General features: G+C 65.4%; 14 protein-coding genes and 1 tRNA gene. All 15 read left to right on the top strand.

All coding sequences use genetic code 11. From position 1 onward, the window contains the following. The first annotated feature begins 3 nt into the window (after positions 1-3). The 15 genes from CFB52_RS11645 to nuoH all read left to right on the top strand — a co-directional run bounded on the left by CFB52_RS11645 (position 4) and on the right by nuoH (position 15,184). Positions 4-1,263 carry a branched-chain amino acid ABC transporter substrate-binding protein gene (locus CFB52_RS11645; RefSeq protein WP_099316659.1) on the top strand — a complete coding sequence of 420 codons (1,260 nt, stop codon included), beginning with the start codon at positions 4-6 and terminating at the stop codon, positions 1,261-1,263. 107 nt (positions 1,264-1,370) lie between these two features. After that, complete coding sequence (rpsO, locus tag CFB52_RS11640) at positions 1,371-1,640, top strand: 30S ribosomal protein S15 (RefSeq protein WP_006398792.1); 270 nt, start codon at positions 1,371-1,373, stop codon at positions 1,638-1,640. 291 nt (positions 1,641-1,931) lie between these two features. Then, on the top strand, positions 1,932-4,079 hold the full coding sequence (gene pnp / locus CFB52_RS11630) for a polyribonucleotide nucleotidyltransferase (RefSeq protein ID WP_059583611.1): 2,148 nt from the start codon (positions 1,932-1,934) through the stop codon (positions 4,077-4,079). Between the two features lie 146 nt (positions 4,080-4,225). Continuing rightward, entirely contained in the window at positions 4,226-5,245 is a 1,020-nt protein-coding gene (locus tag CFB52_RS11625; protein ID WP_099316658.1) for an NAD(P)H-quinone oxidoreductase, read from the top strand. Positions 5,246-5,384: 139 nt separating this feature from the next. Beyond that, entirely contained in the window at positions 5,385-6,140 is a 756-nt protein-coding gene (gene tpiA, locus CFB52_RS11620) for a triose-phosphate isomerase (RefSeq protein WP_099316657.1), read from the top strand. Between the two features lie 72 nt (positions 6,141-6,212). Further along, positions 6,213-6,590 (top strand): preprotein translocase subunit SecG, encoded by a 378-nt coding sequence (gene secG / locus CFB52_RS11615; RefSeq protein ID WP_059533209.1) that lies wholly within the window; start codon positions 6,213-6,215, stop codon positions 6,588-6,590. A 110-nt stretch (positions 6,591-6,700) separates the two neighbouring features. Then, positions 6,701-6,785, top strand: a tRNA-Leu gene (locus CFB52_RS11610). Between the two features lie 153 nt (positions 6,786-6,938). Then, a complete protein-coding gene (locus tag CFB52_RS11605; protein ID WP_006398798.1) occupies positions 6,939-7,298 on the top strand; it encodes an NADH-quinone oxidoreductase subunit A in 360 nt (119 codons plus the stop codon). 62 nt (positions 7,299-7,360) lie between these two features. Further along, positions 7,361-7,840 (top strand): NADH-quinone oxidoreductase subunit B family protein, encoded by a 480-nt coding sequence (locus CFB52_RS11600; RefSeq protein ID WP_006398799.1) that lies wholly within the window; start codon positions 7,361-7,363, stop codon positions 7,838-7,840. A gap of 21 nt (positions 7,841-7,861) precedes the next feature. Further along, positions 7,862-8,464: an NADH-quinone oxidoreductase subunit C gene (locus tag CFB52_RS11595; RefSeq protein WP_099316656.1), complete on the top strand. Its 603-nt coding sequence runs from the start codon at positions 7,862-7,864 to the stop codon at positions 8,462-8,464. Between the two features lie 9 nt (positions 8,465-8,473). Beyond that, positions 8,474-9,727 (top strand): NADH-quinone oxidoreductase subunit D, encoded by a 1,254-nt coding sequence (locus CFB52_RS11590; RefSeq protein WP_059583605.1) that lies wholly within the window; start codon positions 8,474-8,476, stop codon positions 9,725-9,727. A gap of 184 nt (positions 9,728-9,911) precedes the next feature. Then, a complete protein-coding gene (nuoE, locus tag CFB52_RS11585) occupies positions 9,912-10,397 on the top strand; it encodes an NADH-quinone oxidoreductase subunit NuoE (RefSeq protein WP_006478266.1) in 486 nt (161 codons plus the stop codon). Beyond that, complete coding sequence (gene nuoF / locus CFB52_RS11580) at positions 10,394-11,704, top strand: NADH-quinone oxidoreductase subunit NuoF (RefSeq protein ID WP_006478267.1); 1,311 nt, start codon at positions 10,394-10,396, stop codon at positions 11,702-11,704. The genes nuoE and nuoF overlap by 4 nt, the downstream gene beginning before the upstream one ends. 81 nt (positions 11,705-11,785) lie before the next feature. Continuing rightward, positions 11,786-14,116, top strand: coding sequence for an NADH-quinone oxidoreductase subunit NuoG (gene nuoG / locus CFB52_RS11575; protein WP_060312106.1), 2,331 nt, complete (start codon positions 11,786-11,788; stop codon positions 14,114-14,116). Continuing rightward, positions 14,117-15,184, top strand: coding sequence for an NADH-quinone oxidoreductase subunit NuoH (nuoH, locus tag CFB52_RS11570; protein ID WP_034207963.1), 1,068 nt, complete (start codon positions 14,117-14,119; stop codon positions 15,182-15,184). It abuts the gene before it with no gap. The last annotated feature ends 5 nt before the right edge of the window (positions 15,185-15,189 follow it).

Raw genomic sequence — 15,189 nt, 5'->3', positions numbered from 1 at the left:
CCGATGCAGGGATGGAAGCGGTGGGCGCTCGCGTGGAGCGCGGGGTGGATGCTGGTGTCGTCCGCGTGTGCCGGCGGCGAGCCGGTGCGGATCGCGCTGATCGAAGGGATGTCGGGCCCGTTTGCGAACGCGGGCGCGGCGGTCGAGCGCAACCTGCGCTTCGGCGTCGAGCAGGTCAATGCGGCGGGCGGCGTGAAACTGCGCGACGGCGCGCACCCGCTCGAACTCGTCGTGCTCGACAGCAAGGGCAGCCCGGAAGAGGCGCTCGTGCAGTTGCGCGCGGGGGCCGATCGGCATATCGGCTTCGTTGCGCAGGGCAACAGCTCGGCCGTCGCCGCCGCGCTCGTCGCGGCGCTCGACAAGCTGAACGCGCGCGATCCGGACAGCCGGATGCTGTTCCTGAATTACTCGGCGGACGATCCGGCGCTGACCGGCGCGCGCTGCAGTTTCTGGCATTTCCGTTTCGATGCGCACGCCGGCATGCGAATGGCCGCGCTCGCGGACGTGATGGCGCGCGATCGCGCGCTGCACAAGGTCTATCTGCTGAACCAGGACTACAGCTTCGGCCATGACGTCAGCACCCTCGCGCGGCAGGCCCTGGCCGCGCGGCGCCCGGACGTGACGATCGCCGGCGACGAATTCCACCCGATCGGCCGGATCAAGGACTTCTCGCCGTATATCGCGAAGATCCGGGCGAGCGGCGCGGACGCCGTCGTGACCGGCAACTGGGGCAACGACCTCACGCTGCTCGTGAAGGCGGCGCGCGAACAGGGGCTGAACGCGAAGTTCTATACGTTCTACGGCAACAGCCTCGGCGCGCCGGCGGCCCTGGGCGACGCGGGCGTCGGCCGCGTCGTGGCGGTGGCCGACTGGCATCCGAACGCCGGCGGCGCCAGATCCGACGCGTTCTACCGCGCGTTCCGCACCCGTTTCCCGGCCGCGCAGGACGACTATCCGGTGCGGCGGATGAGCCAGATGATCGAGATGCTGGCCGCCGCGATGACCCGCGCGGGTTCGGCCGACCCCGTCGCGGTCGCGCGTGCGCTCGAGGGCCTGCCGTTCGACGACGGCTTCCACGCGTCGCGGATGCGCGCGCAGGATCACCAACTGATCCAGCCCCTTTACGTGATGGAAATGGACAAGGTCGGCACGCCGGGCGTGCGCTTCGACAACGAGGGATCGGGCTACGGCTTCCGGACGGTCCTGGCGGTGCCGGCGCAGCGCACGGAGATGCCGTCGGCGTGCTCGATGACGCGCCCGTGACGGGAGGCGGCAAGAACGGCACCGAGTTGTGCTACAATGCGCGCCGGTTGTAAGTCACGGCACGGCCATTCTTCCGTGTCCGCCTGTTCAGTTAGAAAGGAAATCACATGTCTGTTGCAGATATCAAGAAGTCGGAAGTCGTTGCTCAGTTCGCCCGCGGTACCAACGACACGGGGTCGCCCGAAGTCCAGGTCGCACTGCTGACCGCACGTATCGTCGAACTGACGGGTCACTTCAAGACCCACGCGAAGGATCACCACAGCCGCCGCGGCCTGCTGCGCATGGTGAGCCGCCGCCGCAAGCTGCTCGACTACCTCAAGGGCAAGGATGCCGATCGTTACCGCGCACTGATCGAGAAGCTGGGTCTGCGTAAGTAATCGAGGCGATTGCCGCCAGCAAGATGCCTGTGTCAGTCCGCTGATACAGGCATTTTGTTTTTGCGCGGTGCGTAGCGTCACACGCATCGCAGGCTGTCCGGCACGGTCGTGCGGGGCCGCCGCCACGACCGATACCGGGGCAGGATTTGTGTCATTCCAGCGCGTCGCTGCGTGAGCGCCGCGCTGGAATGGCATAAAAAACACACCTTGCTCCGGGTGATTCGGTCGGGACGCCGCCGCGCGGGGGTCGCCGGCGCGGCGAATGAAATGCATGAATACAAAGGAGCAACCATGTCCATGTTCAACAAGGTCGTGAAGGAATTCCAGTGGGGCCAGCACAAGGTGCGCCTCGAAACCGGTGAAGTCGCTCGCCAGGCAAGCGGCGCCGTGATCGTCGACGTCGAGGATACCGTCGTGCTGGCAACCGTCGTCGGCGCGAAGTCGGCGAAGCCGGGCCAGGATTTCTTCCCGCTGACCGTCGACTACCTCGAGAAGACCTACTCGGCTGGCAAGATCCCGGGCGGCTTCTTCCGTCGCGAAGGCCGTCCGTCGGAGCACGAGACGCTGACGTCGCGCCTGATCGACCGCCCGCTGCGCCCGCTGTTCCCGGAAGGCTTCTACAACGAAGTCCAGGTCGTGATCCACGTGCTGTCCGTGAACCCGGAAATCCCGGCGGACATCCCCGCGCTGATCGGCGCATCGGCCGCGCTCGCCGTGTCGGGCCTGCCGTTCAACGGCCCGGTCGGTGCCGCGCGCGTGGCGTACATCGACAACGCGTACGTGCTGAACCCGACGCGTGACCAGCTCAAGGCATCGAGCCTCGACCTCGTCGTCGCGGGTACGGAGCGCGCCGTGCTGATGGTCGAGTCGGAAGCCGATCAGCTGTCGGAAGAAGTGATGCTGGGCGCCGTGGTGTTCGGCCACGAGCAGATGCAGGTCGCGATCGACGCGATCCACGAACTGGTGCGCGATGGCGGCAAGCCCGAGTGGGACTGGCAGCCGGCGCCGAAGAACGAGGCGCTGATCGCGCGCGTCACCGAGCTTGCGCAGAACGATCTGCTCGCCGCTTACCAGCTCCGCGACAAGCAGGCGCGCTCGGCGAAGCTGAAGGAAGTCTACGCGGCGACCTCGGCGAAGCTCGAGGAAGACGCGCTGGCGGCCGGCACGGTCGCGGCCGACAAGGCCACGGTCGGCAATATCCTGTTCGACATCGAAGCGAAGATCGTCCGTTCGCAGATCCTGAACGGCGAGCCGCGCATCGACGGTCGCGACACGCGCACCGTGCGCCCGATCGAGATCCGCACCGGCGTGCTGCCGCGCACCCACGGCTCGGCGCTGTTCACGCGCGGCGAAACGCAGGCGCTGGTCGTCGCGACGCTCGGCACGAAGGGTGACGAGCAGATCATCGACGCGCTCGAAGGCGAATACCGCGAGCGCTTCATGCTCCACTACAACATGCCCCCGTTCGCGACCGGCGAAACGGGCCGCGTCGGCTCGCCGAAGCGCCGCGAAATCGGCCACGGCCGCCTCGCGAAACGCGCGCTGGTCAAGTGCCTGCCGAGCGCCGACGAATTCGGCTACTCGATCCGCGTCGTGTCGGAAATCACCGAGTCGAACGGTTCGTCGTCGATGGCGTCGGTGTGCGGCGGCTGCCTCGCGCTGATGGACGCCGGCGTGCCGATGAAGGCGCACGTCGCCGGTATCGCGATGGGCCTGATCCTCGAAGGCAACAAGTTCGCGGTGCTGACCGACATCCTCGGCGACGAAGATCACCTCGGCGACATGGACTTCAAGGTGGCCGGCACGGAGCAAGGCGTGACGGCGCTGCAGATGGACATCAAGATCCAGGGCATCACGAAGGAAATCATGCAGGTCGCGCTCGCGCAGGCGAAGGAAGGCCGCCTGCACATCCTCGGCAAGATGACGTCGGCGGTGTCGGGTGCGAACACGCAACTGTCGGAATTCGCGCCGCGCATGATCACGATCAAGATCAACCCGGAAAAGATCCGCGACGTGATCGGCAAGGGCGGTTCGGTGATCCGCGCGCTGACGGAAGAAACGGGCACGACCATCGACATTTCGGACGACGGCGTCGTGACGATCGCGAGCACGAGCAGCGAAGGCATGGCCGAAGCGAAGAAGCGCATCGAGCAAATCACGGCCGAGATCGAAGTCGGCCAGGTGTACGAAGGCACGGTGCTCAAGCTGCTCGATTTCGGTGCGATCGTGAACCTGCTGCCGGGCAAGGATGGGCTGCTGCACATCTCGGAAATCGTCAACGAGCGCGTGAAGGACATCAACGACTACCTGAAGGAAGGTCAGCAGGTGAAGGTCAAGGTGATCCAGACGGACGAGAAGGGTCGCGTGCGTCTGTCGGCCAAGGCGCTGCTGAATGAAGCAGCGGCGGCAGCGCAGTCGGATACGCCGCCGCAGCAGTAAGCGGACAGGCGGATCAACGGCCGGCAGTGCGAAAGCGTGCCGGCCGTTTTTTCTGTAGCATCGTTGCGCGGCGCAGCAGCGCCGGCGAGGCGCTCGCGCCGTGCGCGCGCGTGCCATCCGATTCCGATCCTGGAGCGATTCTCACCATGAAAGCCATCGAAATCACCGAATTCGGCGCGCCCGACGTGCTGAAGCTCGCGGAGCGTCCGCGCCCCGAACCGAAGCGCGGCGAGGTGCTGATCAAGGTGGCGGCTTCCGGCGTGAACCGGCCCGACGTGTTCCAGCGCAAGGGCGCCTATGCGCCGCCGCCGGGTGCGTCGGATCTGCCGGGCCTCGAGGTCGCGGGCGAGATCGTCGGCGGCGATGTGTCCGATGCGGCACTGAACCCGTTCGGCCTGAAGCTCGGCGATCGCGTGTGCGCGTTGCTCGCGGGCGGCGGCTATGCCGAATATGCGGTCGCGCCGCTGCCGCAGTGTCTGCCGGTGCCGGACGGTCTCACCGATATCGAAGCCGCGTCGCTGCCCGAGACGTTCTTCACCGTGTGGAGCAACGTGTTCGACCGCGCGCGGCTCGGCGCGGGCGAGGGCGGCGGGCAGGAGACGCTGCTCGTGCAGGGCGGCTCGAGCGGCATCGGCGTGACGGCGATCCAGATCGCGCATGCGCTCGGCTTTCGCGTGTTCGCGACGGCCGGCACCGCCGACAAGTGCCGTGCGTGCGAGGCGCTCGGCGCCGAGCGCGCGATCGACTACAAGACCGAAGACTTCGTCGAAGTCGTGAAGTCGCTGACGCACGATCGCGGCGTCGACGTGATCCTCGACATGGTGGCGGGCGCGTACGTGCCGCGCGAGTTGTCCGCGCTCGCGGACGGCGGCCGCCTCGTGCTGATCGCGCTGCTCGGCGGTGCGAAGGCCGAGGTCAACCTCAACGAGATCCTGCGCCGCCGGCTGACGGTGACGGGCTCGACGCTGCGCCCGCGTCCGGTCGAGTTCAAGGCGCGCATCGCCGCGCAGTTGAAGGCGCGCGTGTGGCCGCTGCTGGCCGACGGTCGCATCAAGCCCGTGATCTATCGTGTGCTGCCGGCCGGCGAGGCCGCGCAGGCGCATGCGCTGATGGAGAGCGGCGAGCACATCGGCAAGATCGTGCTTGATTGGGGCGCGAACGCGTGACGCCCGCGCGGCGGGCTTGACATGCGCGGTTTGACCGGTTCAAGCCGCGCGCAGTAAAATCGCGGGTTTGCTTCGCCAGATCCAACCTGACGGCCGGGTTCCGGCACGTTAATGACAAGATAGTGACGAGACAGACACGATGTCGAAACAACGAACAAAGCGAGTGATCGGCAACTGGAAGATGCACGGCCGGCTGGCCGGCAACCAGGCGCTGCTGAACGAAGTGGTGCAGGGTGCGGGCTTGGTGGCGGCTGAAACGTCGATCGGCGTGTGCGTGCCGTTCCCGTATCTCGCGCAGGTTCAGGCCCAGCTCGGCGGTGGCCGTGTCGCGTTCGGTGCGCAGGACGTGTCCGCGCACGAGCAAGGCGCGTTCACCGGTGAGGTGGCGGCCGCGATGGTGGCGGAGTTCGGCGCGCAGTATGCGATCGTCGGTCATTCGGAGCGTCGCGCGTATCACGGCGAAAGCAACGAGACGGTCGCGGCGAAGACGCAGCGCGCACTCGCGGCCGGCCTCACGCCGGTCGTGTGCGTCGGCGAGACGCTCGACGAGCGTGAGGCGGGTGCGACCGAGCAGGTCGTCGGTGCGCAGCTCGACGCGGTGCTGGCCGTGCTGACGGCTGACGAGGCCGCGCACATCGTCGTCGCGTACGAGCCGGTCTGGGCGATCGGCACCGGCAAGAGCGCGACGTCGGCGCAGGCGCAGGACGTACACGCGTTCCTGCGTGCGCGCCTGGCGGCAAAGGGTGCGGCGGACGTGTCCGTGCTGTACGGCGGCAGCGTGAAGCCGGACAACGCGGAAGAGTTGTTCGCGCAGCCGGACATCGACGGCGGCCTGATCGGCGGCGCGTCGCTGAAGGCGGAAGATTTCCTGGCGATCTGCCGGGCCGCGCGTTGAGCGGTCCGGGATCGAATTGAACCATGACGGCGGCCGGTCGGTCCGGTCGCCCGATCCAATCGGGTGGGTGTGATGCTGTTATTCAAGACGCTGATTATTGTGGTGCAGGTGCTGTCGGCACTCGGTGTGATTGGGCTCGTGCTGCTGCAGCACGGCAAGGGTGCCGACATGGGCGCCGCCTTCGGCAGCGGCGCGTCGGGCAGCCTGTTCGGCGCGACGGGCTCGGCGAACTTCCTGTCGCGCACGACGGGCATTCTCGCGACGATCTTCTTCGTCGCGACGCTCGCGCTGACTTACCTCGGTTCGTACAAGTCGACGCCGTCGGCGGGCGTGCTCGGCACGGCCGCGACCGCGCCGGCCTCGGCTCCTGCGGCATCGGCGCCGGCTGTCGCGGCGTCCGCCGCCGCCGGTTCGGCCGCGAGCGCGCCGGGCCAGGATGTCCCGAAATAAAAAGTTAATTTTTTTGCGGTTGTGCGTTGAACAAATCCAGGACTCGGGTTAGAATTTAATTCTTGAAGCGATTCGCGGGAACCAGCAGCACAACCCGAGTTGCATGCAGTGCCGACGTGGTGAAATTGGTAGACACGCTATCTTGAGGGGGTAGTGGCGAAAGCTGTGCGAGTTCGAGTCTCGCCGTCGGCACCAAAGTTACTCAATGCCAGCCGCTTCTAGTGGCTGGCATTTTTCATTTCTGGGGTGTGCTTGCGGTTGTCTTGCGATCGCCTGTACTCCGAAATGATTCCTTCCGCCGGAAGTGGTATTCTCCGGACGCTCAGAACCAACCGATAGAGGATTGCCTTGAACCTCGCAGCCTATTACCCCGTCTTGTTGTTCCTCCTCGTGGGCACTGGTTTAGGTATAGCGCTGGTCAGCATCGGCAAGCTCCTTGGTCCCAACAAGCCGGACGTCGAGAAGAACGCACCGTACGAGTGCGGCTTCGAAGCCTTTGAAGACGCCCGGATGAAATTCGACGTCCGGTACTACCTCGTCGCCATCCTGTTCATCATCTTCGATCTCGAAACCGCATTCCTGTTCCCGTGGGGCGTCGCGCTCCGGGACATCGGCTGGCCGGGTTTCATCGCAATGATGATTTTTCTGCTCGAATTCCTGCTGGGCTTTGCCTATATCTGGAAGAAAGGCGGGCTCGACTGGGAGTGATGGGTTAATCGCCGGTTTGCATGGGCGGCCGCGCTCGGTCGCTCGTCTGGAGTGGAAAGCAAATGAGTATCGAAGGGGTCTTGAAGGAAGGGTTTGTCACCACGACGGCTGACAAGCTGATCAACTGGACGCGTACCGGCTCGCTGTGGCCGATGACGTTCGGGCTCGCGTGTTGCGCCGTCGAGATGATGCATGCGGGCGCGGCCCGTTACGATCTGGACCGGTTCGGCGTCGTGTTCCGCCCGAGCCCGCGTCAGTCGGACGTGATGATCGTCGCCGGCACGCTGTGCAACAAGATGGCGCCCGCGCTGCGCCGCGTGTACGACCAGATGGCCGAGCCGCGCTGGGTGATCTCGATGGGGTCGTGCGCGAACGGCGGTGGTTACTACCACTACTCGTACTCGGTGGTCCGCGGCTGCGACCGGATCGTGCCGGTCGACGTCTACGTGCCGGGCTGCCCGCCCACGGCCGAGGCGCTGGTCTACGGCGTGATCCAGTTGCAGGCGAAGATCCGCCGCACCAATACCATCGCCCGTCAATAAAGCCCCGAGCGTCCCCTCAATATGGCAAGCAAAATCGAGACCCTGAAGGCGAACCTCGACGCCGCGCTCGGCGCGCGCGTGGTGAGCCTCACCGAAGCGATCGGTGAATTGACACTCGTCGTGAAGGCGAGCGATTACCTCGAAGTCGCAAAGACGCTGCGCGACGATCCGAAGCTCCGTTTCGAGCAACTGATCGACCTCTGCGGCGTCGACTACCAGACCTTCGGCGACGGCGCCTACGACGGCCCGCGCTTCGCGGCCGTGTCGCACCTGCTGTCGGTCACGAACAACTGGCGCCTGCGCCTGCGCGTGTTCGCGCCGGACGACGATCTGCCGATCGTGGCGTCGCTGGTCGACATCTGGGCTTCCGCGAACTGGTACGAGCGCGAAGCGTTCGACCTGTACGGCATCGTGTTCGAAGGCCACCCCGACCTGCGCCGCATCCTCACCGACTACGGCTTCATCGGTCACCCGTTCCGCAAGGACTTCCCGGTGTCGGGCTACGTCGAAATGCGTTACGACCCGGAAGAGAAGCGGGTCGTGTACCAGCCGGTGACGATCGAGCCGCGCGAAATCACGCCGCGCGTGATCCGCGAGGATCGCTATGGCGGTCTGAAACATTAAGGGGGCGTCATGGCAGAAATCAAGAACTACACGCTCAACTTCGGCCCGCAGCACCCGGCAGCGCACGGCGTGCTGCGCCTCGTGCTCGAGCTCGACGGCGAAGTCATTCAGCGTGCCGATCCGCACATCGGCCTGCTGCATCGCGCGACGGAAAAGCTCGCCGAATCCAAGACCTTCATCCAGTCCGTGCCGTACATGGACCGTCTCGACTACGTGTCGATGATGGTCAACGAGCACGGCTACGTGCTCGCGATCGAAAAGCTGCTCGGCATCGACGTGCCGGAGCGCGCGCAGTACATCCGCGTGCTGTTCGACGAAATCACGCGCGTGCTGAACCACCTGATGTGGATCGGCGCGCACGCGCTCGACGTCGGCGCGATGGCCGTGTTCCTGTACGCATTCCGTGAACGCGAAGACCTGATGGACGTGTACGAAGCGGTGTCCGGCGCCCGGATGCACGCGGCCTACTATCGTCCGGGCGGCGTCTACCGCGATCTGCCTGACGCAATGCCGCAATACAAGGCGTCGAAGATTCGCAACGAGAAGGCGCTCGCGAAGATGAACGAGGCGCGCAGCGGCTCGGTGCTCGACTTCATCGACGATTTTTTCACGCGCTTCCCGAAGTGCGTCGACGAATACGAAACGCTGCTCACCGACAACCGGATCTGGAAACAGCGTCTGGTCGGGATCGGCGTGGTGAGCCCGGAACGTGCGCTGCAGATGGGCCTGACGGGCCCGATGCTGCGCGGCTCGGGCATCGCGTGGGACCTGCGCAAGAAGCAGCCCTACGAAGTGTACGATCGCATGGATTTCGACGTGCCGGTCGGCGTGAACGGCGATTGCTACGACCGCTATCTGGTGCGCGTCGAAGAAATGCGCCAGTCGGTCCGCATCGCGAAACAGTGTATTGAGTGGCTCCGCAAGAATCCGGGGCCGGTGATGACGGACAATCACAAGGTTGCCCCGCCGTCGCGCGTCGGCATGAAGACCAACATGGAAGACTTGATTCACCACTTCAAGCTCTTCACCGAAGGTTTCCATGTGCCGGAAGGCGAAGCGTACGCGGCGGTCGAGCATCCGAAGGGTGAATTCGGCATCTACCTCGTGTCGGACGGCGCCAACAAGCCGTATCGCCTCAAGATTCGCGCGCCGGGTTTCGCGCACCTGGCGTCGCTCGACGAAATGGCGCGCGGTCACATGATCGCCGACGCCGTCACGATCATCGGTACGCAGGACATCGTGTTCGGCGAAATCGATCGCTAATGGTTGCGCCGCCCGCGAGCGCGGGCGGCGAGCAGTCAGTCACACGCGAAGCACCATGCGGTATGCGCCGAACCGGCGCGGCTTCGCAAGCTGTCAACAGAGTGAGCGCCAGGTCTGCCGTCCATGCACCCCAGTGTGCGGCAGGTTGTTCGTTCGGTAGGAATTGAAAGAGTCGTGTCTGAAAATGATCTCAGCTGAAGGCCTGAAGGAAATCGATCGAGCGTTGACGAAGTATCCCGCCGATCAGAAACAGTCCGCCGTGATGTCGGCGTTGGCCGTGGCTCAGGAAGAGCATGGCTGGCTGTCGCCCGAACTGATGCAGTTCGTCGCGGACTATCTCGGCATGCCGGCCGTTGCCGTGCAGGAAGTCGCGACGTTCTACACGATGTACGAGCTCAAACCGGTCGGCAAGCACAAGATCACGCTCTGCACGAACCTGCCGTGCCAGCTCGGCCCGCACGGCGGCGCGGAAGCGACTGCCGACTACCTGAAACAGAAGCTGGGCATCGGCTTCGGCGAGACCACGCCCGACGGCAAGTTCACGCTGAAGGAAGGCGAATGCATGGGCTCGTGCGGCGATGCGCCGGTGCTGCTGGTGAACAATCACAGAATGTGCAGCTTCATGAGCCGCGAGAAGATCGACCAGCTGCTTGAGGAGCTCTCGAAATGACGTCCCTCCACGACCGTCACATCAAACCGCTGATCCTCGCTGGTCTGAACGGCGAGAACTGGCACCTCGAAGATTACGTTGCGCGCGGCGGCTACAAGCAGCTGCGCCGCATTCTCGAAGAAAAGATTCCGCCCGAGCAGGTGATCGCCGACGTGAAGGCGTCGGGCCTGCGCGGCCGCGGCGGTGCGGGCTTCCCGACCGGCCTGAAGTGGAGCTTCATGCCGCGCCAGTTCCCGGGGCAGAAGTACCTCGTCTGCAACTCGGACGAAGGCGAGCCGGGCACGTTCAAGGATCGCGACATCCTGCGCTGGAACCCGCACGCGCTGATCGAAGGCATGGCCATCGGCGCGTACGCGATGGGCATCACCGTCGGCTACAACTACATCCACGGCGAAATCTTCGAAGTGTATCGACGCTTCGAAGCCGCGCTCGATGAAGCGCGCGCGGCCGGGTTCCTCGGCGACAACATCATGGGCTCGGAATTCTCGTTCCAGCTGCACGCGCATCACGGCTACGGCGCGTACATCTGCGGCGAGGAAACGGCGCTGCTCGAGTCGCTCGAAGGCAAGAAGGGCCAGCCGCGCTTCAAGCCGCCGTTCCCGGCGAGCTTCGGCGTGTACGGCAAGCCGACCACGATCAACAACACCGAGACGTTCGCCGCGGTGCCGTTCCTGCTGTCCATCGGGCCGCAGAATTATCTCGAGATCGGCAAGCCGAACAACGGCGGCACGAAGATTTTCTCGGTGTCGGGCGACGTCGAGCGCCCGGGCAACTACGAAGTGCCGCTCGGCACGCCGTTCGCGACGCTGATGGAGCTCGCCGGCGGGATGCGCGGCGGCAAGAAGATCAAGGCCGTGATTCCGGGCGGTTCGTCGGCGCCGGTGATCCCGGGCGACATCATGATGCAGACCGATCTCGACTACGATTCGATCGCGAAGGCGGGCTCGATGCTCGGTTCCGGCGCGGTGATCGTGATGGACGAGACGCGCTGTATGGTGCGCTCGCTGCTGCGCCTGTCGTACTTCTACTACGAGGAATCGTGCGGCCAGTGCACGCCGTGCCGCGAAGGCACCGGCTGGCTGTATCGCGTCGTGAACCGTATCGAGCACGGCGAAGGCCGCCAGGAAGATCTGGATCTGCTGAACTCGGTGGCCGAGAACATCATGGGTCGCACGATCTGTGCACTCGGCGATGCGGCGGCGATGCCGGTACGCGGGATGCTCAAGCACTACTGGGACGAATTCGCGTACCACGTCGAGCACAAGCACTGCATGGTCGGCGGCCACGCGCACGCGGCGGCAGCCTGAGCGAACCCGGTTGCGGAATTTGAGCGCACGGTCGGGCGAACGCGCGAACGGGCGGAAATAGGTTAAGGACCATTCACCATCATGGTTGAACTTGAAATAGACGGCAAGAAGGTCGAGGTGCCCGAAGGCAGCATGGTGATCCAGGCTGCGCACAAGGCGGATACGTACATTCCTCACTTCTGCTATCACAAGAAACTGTCGGTCGCGGCCAACTGCCGGATGTGTCTCGTCGAAGTCGAGAAGATGCCGAAGGCCGTGCCTGCCTGCGCGACCCCCGTGTCGGCCGGCATGATCGTGCGCACGCAATCCGACAAGGCCGTGAAGGCGCAGCAGTCGGTGATGGAATTCCTCCTCATCAATCACCCGCTCGATTGCCCGATCTGCGATCAGGGCGGCGAATGTCAGCTGCAGGATCTGGCGGTCGGCTACGGCAAGTCGTCGTCGCGCTACTCGGAAGAAAAGCGCGTGGTGTTCCACAAGAACGTGGGCCCGCTGATCTCGATGGAAGAGATGTCGCGCTGCATCCACTGCACGCGCTGCGTCCGCTTCGGCCAGGAAATCGCCGGCGTGATGGAGTTCGGCATGCTGGGCCGCGGCGAGCACTCGGAAATCACGACGTTCGTCGGCAAGACGGTCGACTCCGAAATGTCGGGCAACATGATCGACCTGTGCCCGGTCGGCGCGCTGACCAGCAAGCCGTTCCGCTACAGCGCCCGTACGTGGGAACTGTCGCGCCGCAAGTCGGTGAGCCCGCACGATTCCGTCGGCGCGAACCTCGTCGTGCAGGTGAAGAACAACCGCGTGATGCGCGTGCTGCCGTTCGAGAACGAAGCGATCAACGAATGCTGGATCTCGGACAAGGACCGCTTCTCGTATGAAGCCCTCAACAGCGAAGAGCGCCTGACGAAGCCGATGCTGAAGCAGGGCGGCCAGTGGATCGAAACCGACTGGCAGACCGCGCTCGAATACGTCGCGAAGGGCCTGAAGGGCATCGCCGCGGATCACGGCGCGAACGCGCTGGCGATGCTCGCGAGCGCGCACAGCACCGCGGAAGAGCTGTTCCTCGTGAAGCAGCTCGCCAACGAACTGAACACGCCGAACGTCGACTTCCGTCTGCGCCAGCAGGATTTCTCGGCGCCGGTCCAGGGCGCGCCGTGGCTCGGCATGCCGATCGCCGATCTGTCGAACGTGGACGCCGCGTTCGTCGTCGGTTCGTTCCTGCGCCGCGACCACCCGCTGTTCGCATCGCGCCTGCGTCAGGCGGCGAAGAACGGCGCGAAGCTGCACTTCCTGCACGCGACCGCTGACGATTCGCTGATCCCGACCGCGCAACGCATCGTCGCCGCGCCGTCCGCATGGCTCGACGAGCTGGCCGGCATCGCCGCGGCCGTCGCGCAGCTGCGCGGCGTCGCGCTGCCCGACGCGCTCGCAGGCGTCACCGCGTCGCCGGCGGCCCAGGCTGTCGCGCAGTCGCTCGCGAACGGCGAACGCCGCGCGGTGCTGCTCGGCAACGTCGCGGTCCGTCATCCGCAATTCGCGAAGCTGCACGCCGTCGCGCAGTGGATCGCCGACAACACCGGCGCCACGTTCGGTTTCCTGACGGAAGCGGCGAACACGGTCGGTGCGCACGTCGTCGGCGCGCTGCCGGGCGAAGGCGGCCTGAATGCACGCGAAGCATTCGCGCAGCCGCGCAAGGGCTACGTGCTGCTGAACGTCGAACCGGAATTCGACACCGCCGATCCGGCACAGGCATTGGCCGCGCTGAACCAGGCGGAGATGGTCGTCGTGATGTCGCCGTTCAAGCACGGCCTCGACTACGCCGACGTGCTGCTGCCCGTCGCACCGTTCACGGAAACGGCCGGTACGTTCGTCAACGCGGAAGGCACCGTGCAGAGCTTCAACGGCGTCGTGCGCCCGCTCGGCGACACGCGCCCCGCCTGGAAGGTGCTGCGCGTGCTCGGCAGCCTGCTCGGCCTGCCGAACTTCGAATACGAGACCGCGGAAGAAGTGCGTGTCGCCGCGCTCGGCGACGCCGGCGTCGCGGGCCGCCTGTCGAACCAGACGTCGGTCGCGCCGGCCCGCGCCGCGGCGAATGCCGCGAACGGCGGTTTCGAGCGCCTGGCCGACGTGCCGATCTATCATGCCGACGCGCTCGTGCGCCGTGCAGGTGCGCTGCATCTGACGGCCGCCGCGAAGGCGGCGCATGCCGCAGCCCTGCCGGCCGCGCTGTTCGACAAGCTGGGCTTGAAGGAAGGCGACGCCGTGCGCGTGCGCCAGGGCGAGCGTGCGGTGCAGTTGCCGGCCGTGCGCGACGCGAATCTTGCGGAGACGGTCGTTCGCGTGTCGGCGGCGACGCCTGCCGGCGCAGCGCTCGGCAGCCTGTCCGGTGAACTGGTGGTGGAGAAGGCGTAAATGAGCTTGTTCGATACGATCAACGCGGGCGGGGCCGAGCTTCTCGGCTTCGCGTGGCCGACGGTGTGGGCAGTCGTGCGCATTCTCGTCGTCTCCGTCGTCATCCTGCTGTGCGTCGCGTACCTGATTCTCTGGGAGCGCAAGCTGATCGGCTGGATGCACGTGCGTCTCGGCCCGAACCGCGTCGGCCCCGGCGGCCTGCTGCAGCCGATCGCCGACGTGCTGAAGCTGCTGCTGAAGGAAGTCATTCAGCCGAGCGCCGCCAGCCGCTGGCTGTACCTGATCGCGCCGGTGATGACCGTCGTGCCGGCGTTCGCCGTGTGGGCGGTGATCCCGTTCCAGGCGGAAGCCGTGCTCGCGAACGTGAACGCGGGCCTGCTGTACGCGATGGCGATCTCGTCGATCGGCGTGTACGCGGTGATTCTGGCCGGCTGGGCGTCGAACTCGAAGTACGCGTTCCTCGGCGCGATGCGCGCCGCGGCACAGATGGTGTCGTACGAAATCTCGATGGGCTTCGCGCTGGTGCTCGTGCTGATGACGGCCGGCAGCCTGAACCTGTCGGAAATCGTCGGTTCGCAGCAGCACGGCTTTTTCGCCGGCCACGGCGTGAACTTCCTGTCGTGGAACTGGCTGCCGCTGCTGCCGGCGTTCGTCGTCTACTTCATCTCGGGCATCGCCGAAACGAACCGTCACCCGTTCGACGTGGTGGAAGGGGAGTCGGAGATCGTCGCGGGTCACATGATCGATTACTCGGGCATGGCGTTCGCGCTGTTCTTCCTCGCCGAGTACATCAACATGATCGTGATCTCGGCACTGGCCGCGACGCTGTTCCTCGGCGGCTGGGACGCCCCGTTCGAATTCCTGTCGTTCATCCCGGGCATCTTCTGGCTGGTGCTGAAGGTCTTCGCGCTGCTGTCGGTGTTCATCTGGGTCCGCGCGACGTTCCCGCGCTTCCGTTACGACCAGATCATGCGTCTGGGCTGGAAGGTGTTCCTGCCCGTCACGGTGATCTGGGTGGTCGTGGTCGGCTTCTGGATGATGTCGCCGCTGAACATCTGGGTGAAGTAAAGATC

The organism is Burkholderia sp. AU18528, from assembly GCF_002223215.2.
Taxonomy (GTDB): Bacteria; Pseudomonadota; Gammaproteobacteria; order Burkholderiales; family Burkholderiaceae; genus Burkholderia; species Burkholderia semiarida.
The sequence above is the reverse complement of the archived record's forward strand: the minus strand, read 5'-3'. Positions and strand labels throughout refer to the sequence as shown.

What these genes read in the sequence shown, in the direction of transcription:
- CFB52_RS11645 (WP_099316659.1), top strand. Translation starts at nt 4, where the DNA reads ATGCAGGGATGGAAGCGGTGGGCGCTCGCGTGGAGCGCGGGGTGGATG.
- rpsO (WP_006398792.1), top strand. Translation starts at nt 1,371, where the DNA reads ATGTCTGTTGCAGATATCAAGAAGTCGGAAGTCGTTGCTCAGTTCGCC.
- pnp (WP_059583611.1), top strand. Translation starts at nt 1,932, where the DNA reads ATGTCCATGTTCAACAAGGTCGTGAAGGAATTCCAGTGGGGCCAGCAC.
- CFB52_RS11625 (WP_099316658.1), top strand. Translation starts at nt 4,226, where the DNA reads ATGAAAGCCATCGAAATCACCGAATTCGGCGCGCCCGACGTGCTGAAG.
- tpiA (WP_099316657.1), top strand. Translation starts at nt 5,385, where the DNA reads ATGTCGAAACAACGAACAAAGCGAGTGATCGGCAACTGGAAGATGCAC.
- secG (WP_059533209.1), top strand. Translation starts at nt 6,213, where the DNA reads ATGCTGTTATTCAAGACGCTGATTATTGTGGTGCAGGTGCTGTCGGCA.
- CFB52_RS11600 (WP_006398799.1), top strand. Translation starts at nt 7,361, where the DNA reads ATGAGTATCGAAGGGGTCTTGAAGGAAGGGTTTGTCACCACGACGGCT.
- CFB52_RS11595 (WP_099316656.1), top strand. Translation starts at nt 7,862, where the DNA reads ATGGCAAGCAAAATCGAGACCCTGAAGGCGAACCTCGACGCCGCGCTC.
- CFB52_RS11590 (WP_059583605.1), top strand. Translation starts at nt 8,474, where the DNA reads ATGGCAGAAATCAAGAACTACACGCTCAACTTCGGCCCGCAGCACCCG.
- nuoE (WP_006478266.1), top strand. Translation starts at nt 9,912, where the DNA reads ATGATCTCAGCTGAAGGCCTGAAGGAAATCGATCGAGCGTTGACGAAG.
- nuoF (WP_006478267.1), top strand. Translation starts at nt 10,394, where the DNA reads ATGACGTCCCTCCACGACCGTCACATCAAACCGCTGATCCTCGCTGGT.
- nuoG (WP_060312106.1), top strand. Translation starts at nt 11,786, where the DNA reads ATGGTTGAACTTGAAATAGACGGCAAGAAGGTCGAGGTGCCCGAAGGC.
- nuoH (WP_034207963.1), top strand. Translation starts at nt 14,117, where the DNA reads ATGAGCTTGTTCGATACGATCAACGCGGGCGGGGCCGAGCTTCTCGGC.